We start from the raw sequence: 4,334 nt of genomic DNA, 5'->3' as shown, positions 1-4,334 counted from the left end.
GCAGGACGGTCGGGGCCACGCGACCCTGACCAGCCACGGTGCGTGGTCGACGGGCGAGCACCTGCCGGTCGCCGCCCTGGTGCACCGCGACGGCTCGGCCCTCGCCTGGCAGATCGAGAGTGGAGCAGGCTGGCACGTCGACCTGAGCCAGGGACTCGAGGGACTGACGCTCTCGCTGCTCGGCCCCACCGATCTCGAGCACCAGTTCGCCCACGCGCTCGGGCAGGGCGACGAGTTCGTCACGGTGCCGGTCGCGCTCGCCGCCTCAACACAGGGGCTCGACGGCTTCGAGCGTGCGATCGCCGCGCTGACGTCGCACCGACGCGCGATCCGACGCGTCGACGGGGCCGATCTGCCGATCGTCTACAACGACTTCATGAACACGCTCATGGGGCAGCCTTCCTCCGAGGCACTGCGCCCCCTGATCAGCGCCGCCGCCGAGGCCGGGGCCGAGGTGTTCTGCATCGACGCCGGCTGGTTCGCCGACCCCGCGATCGGGGACTGGTGGGACACGGTCGGCGAGTGGCAGGAGGCCACGAGCCGGTTCGACGAGCACGGGCTGCGCGGCATCATCGACCAGATCCACGCCGCGGGCATGCGATCCGGTCTGTGGCTCGAGCCCGAGGTCGTCGGGGTGAGCAGTCCCGTCGCGCAGACGCTGCCCGACGAGGCGTTCTTCCACCGGTTCGGTGTGCGCGTGCGCGAGCACGACCGGTACCACCTCGACTTCCGGCATCCTGCGGCGCGGGCGCACCTCGACGAGACCGTCGACCGGATCGTGCGCGACTACGGTGTCAGCTTCCTGAAGCTCGACTACAACATCAACCCCGGCGCCGGCACGGAGTGGCAGGCGACCGCAGCCGGCGACGGCCTGCTCGGTCACATCCGCGCGGTGGGCGACTGGCTCGATGAGGTGCAGCAGCGGCATCCCGAGCTCCTGATCGAGAACTGCTCGTCGGGCGCGATGCGCGCCGACTACGCCCTGCTCTCGCGCACCCATCTGCAGTCGACCACCGACCAGCAGGACTTCCGCCTGTATCCGCCGATCGCGGCATCCGCCCCCGCATCGATCCTTCCGGAGCAGGCGGGCAACTGGGCATATCCGGCCATCGGGATGACGGATGCCGAGACGGCGTTCACGCTCGTGACAGGTCTCAGCGGACGGCTCTATCTCTCGGGCTTCCTGGGTGAACTGCGCTCATCGCAGCGAGCGCTCGTGGCCGAAGCTGTCGACCTGCACAAGGCGCTGCGTGGCGGGCTGTCGACGAGCGAGCCGTTCTGGCCCCTCGGGTTGCCGTCGTGGGACGACGATGTGGTCTGCCTCGGTCTTCGCGACCGGGAGCAGACTCTGCTCTTCGTGTGGGACCGATCGGAGGAGCCGAACACGGTCACGATCCCCGGTCCTGCCGGCGTCGAGACGCTGTTCCCCGCGCCCTCGAGCCCCGACGCCGACGGCTGGGGAGCCGAGATCGTCGACGGCGGCATCCGCCTCTCGACGGACGCAGGACTCGGTGCCCGCGTCCTGCGGGTCAGGGAGGAGGGCGCATGAGCGGCACCATCCGCACGGGCGAGCTGTTCACCGACGACCGCGGGGGCATCGCCCAGCTGCACGGCATCGGCATCCAGCGCGTCGGCGCGCACTGGTACGCCTGGGGAGAGGACAAGACCGCGGGCGACCGGTTCACGGCGGTGGCCTGCTACCGCTCCACCGACCTCGCCAACTGGGAGTACCTCGGCGACGCGCTCGCCGCGGGCACGGGAGACCTGGCCCCCGATCGCATCGTCGAGCGTCCCAAGGCGCTGCGTCGTCCGGACGGACGCTGGGTGCTGATCCTGCACATCGAGAGCGCCGACTACTCCGACGCCAGGGTCGGGTACGCGATCGCCGACCGGCCGCAGGGACCCTACGACTATCTCGGCAGCGAGCGCCCGCTCGGCAACATCAGCCGTGACATCGGGGTCTACCAGGAGGACGGCATCGGATACCTGCTCTCCGAGGACCGCGAGAACGGGCTGCACATCTACCGGCTCCGCGAGGACTACTGCGGCGTCGAGTCGATCGTCGCGACGCTGCGTCAGCAGGATCGTCCGGAGATCGGGTACGAGTCGCCGACGCTCGTGCGCCACGACGGCGTCTACTACGTGTTCGGGTCAGACCTCACCGGCTGGGATCTCAACGACAACAAGTACGCGACCGCGCCTGCGCTCGACGGGCCGTGGTCGCCGTGGTGCGACATCGCCCCCTCGGGCACGCGCACGTTCGACTCGCAGGTCAGCGTCGTGCTGCCGGTCGACGGCGGGCACGTCTACATCGGCGACCGCTGGGACCGCGACGATCTGGCGGCATCCGCTCCGGTCTGGCTGCCGTTGCGCGTCGAGGAGGGTCGCGCCGAACTCGTCTGGCGCGACGACTGGAGCATCGAGGAGCTGAAGAAGTGAACGCCCGCCCCCGCGCGATCGTCGCGATGAACCCGCCGGCGCTCGCCGAGAACCTGTTCGGCCCGCATCGCGCCCGCCTGTCGGGCCTGGTCGACGTGCCCGCCGAGGTGCTCACCGAGTTCGAGAGCGATCACGCGTCGCGTCTGCTCGGCGACGCCGAGGTCCTTCTCGCCGGGTGGGGCTGCCCCCGGGTCGACCGCGCGATGCTCGACCGCATGCCGCACCTGCGCGCCGTCGTCTTCGCGGGCGGAACCGCGAGTGCCGTGCTCGACACGGTCGAGGCCACGCTGCGCGGCATCGTGTTCACGAACGCCGGAGAGGGCAACGCGCAGGCCGTCGCCGAGTACACCGCGGCGACGATCGTGCTCGCCGGTAAACGCGCACGCTATGCCGAGCAGATCTACCGCGAAGGCCGTGCGTTCGTCGACCGCGAGGCCGATCTGCTCGACACCGGCAACTTCGGGCGAACGGTCGGCCTGGTGGGCGCCTCGCGCATCGGCCGGCGGGTGGCTCAGCTGCTGCTGGCCACCGACCTGCGGGTGCTGATCTACGACCCCTACGCCTCGGAGGAGGAGATCGTCTCGCTCGGCGGACTCAAGGTGACCCTCGACGAGCTGCTCGCGGCATCCGACATCGTCTCGCTGCACGCACCCGCCACGCTCGAGACCGAGCACATGATCGCCGCGCAGGAACTGGCGATCATGCGCGACGGCGCCGTGCTCATCAACACCGCGCGCGGCTCGCTCATCGACCATGACGCCCTGCGCACGCACCTGCGTGCGGGACGCATCGACGCGATCCTCGATGTGACCGAGCCCGAGCCGCTCGCGGCCGATGACGAGCTGTGGAGCCTGCCGAACGTGACCCTCACGCCGCACATCGCAGGGGCCACGGGCAACGAGCTGCATCGCCTCGGGCGTGACGTGATCGACGAGGTCGCGCGCTTCGTCGCGGGCGAGGCGTTCGTCGGCTTCGAGCGGGTGCCGGGGGTCGTGTGAGGGGCGTCGTGCGCAATCCGATCCTCCGGGGCTTCAATCCCGACCCGTCGATCGTGCGCGTCGGCGACGACTACTTCATCGCCACGAGCACGTTCGAGTTCCACCCCGCGGTGCGCATCCATCACTCCACCGACCTCGTGAACTGGACCGTGCGCGGGCACGCGCTCGATGAGGGCTTCGATCTTCGCGGTGTCCCGGATTCGGGTGGTGTGTGGGCACCGAGCCTCACGCACTCCGAGGGGCTGTTCTGGCTCGCGTACTCGGTCGTGCGATCGATGGACGGCGACGACAAGGACATCGACAACTACCTCGTGACCGCCGAGAGCATCGACGGTCCCTGGAGCGATCCGGTGCACCTCGGATCCCGCGGATTCGACTTCTCGTTCTTCCACGACCCGGACGGCACGCACTGGATCGTCGGCGTGCAGTGGGACCAGCGGCCGGAGCATCCGTCGTTCAGCGGCCTGGTGCTCGAACAGTATCTGCCCGACGAGAAGCGCACCTCCGGCACCGCGACCGTCATCCACCGGGAGCCGACGCTGGTCGAGGGCCCGAACCTCTATCGCATCGGCGACTGGTACCACCTGCTGATCGCCGCGGGCGGCACAGGCTGGAACCATGCGATCACGGTGGCGCGCTCACGTCAGATCACCGGCCCCTATGAGCGCGACGCGCAGCCGTTCGTGCTCACGAGCCGCGATGCGCCCGGGATCCCGCTGCAGAAGGCGGGGCACGGCGAGCTCGTGCAGACGCCGAGCGGGGAGTGGATGCTGGTGCACCTCGCCAGCCGGCCGACGCTGCATCTCGGCGAGCGCTACAGCACGCTCGGGCGCGAGACCTGCCTGCAGCGAGTCGTGTTCGACGACGACGGCTGGCTGCGACTCGCGCACGGCGGGC

Annotated in this window: 4 protein-coding genes; all 4 read left to right on the top strand. The window is 70.0% G+C overall.

What is annotated here, in order from left to right; all coding sequences use genetic code 11:
- The coding region (locus RTM68_RS17225) for an alpha-galactosidase (protein WP_312173307.1) at positions 1-1,549 on the top strand (1,549 nt) is incomplete at its 5' end.
- Positions 1,546-2,439: a family 43 glycosylhydrolase gene (locus tag RTM68_RS17220; RefSeq protein ID WP_312173304.1), complete on the top strand. Its 894-nt coding sequence runs from the start codon at positions 1,546-1,548 to the stop codon at positions 2,437-2,439. The genes RTM68_RS17225 and RTM68_RS17220, both read left to right, overlap by 4 nt.
- Positions 2,436-3,437 (top strand): hydroxyacid dehydrogenase, encoded by a 1,002-nt coding sequence (locus tag RTM68_RS17215; RefSeq protein ID WP_312173301.1) that lies wholly within the window; start codon positions 2,436-2,438, stop codon positions 3,435-3,437. The genes RTM68_RS17220 and RTM68_RS17215 overlap by 4 nt, the downstream gene beginning before the upstream one ends.
- 8 nt (positions 3,438-3,445) lie before the next feature.
- A partial coding sequence (locus RTM68_RS17210) for a glycoside hydrolase family 43 protein (RefSeq protein ID WP_312173300.1) occupies positions 3,446-4,334 on the top strand: 889 nt, incomplete at its 3' end.

Source organism: Microbacterium sp. (genome assembly GCF_031988965.1).
Taxonomy (GTDB): domain Bacteria; phylum Actinomycetota; class Actinomycetes; order Actinomycetales; family Microbacteriaceae; genus Microbacterium.
The sequence above is the reverse complement of the archived record's forward strand: the minus strand, read 5'-3'. Positions and strand labels throughout refer to the sequence as shown.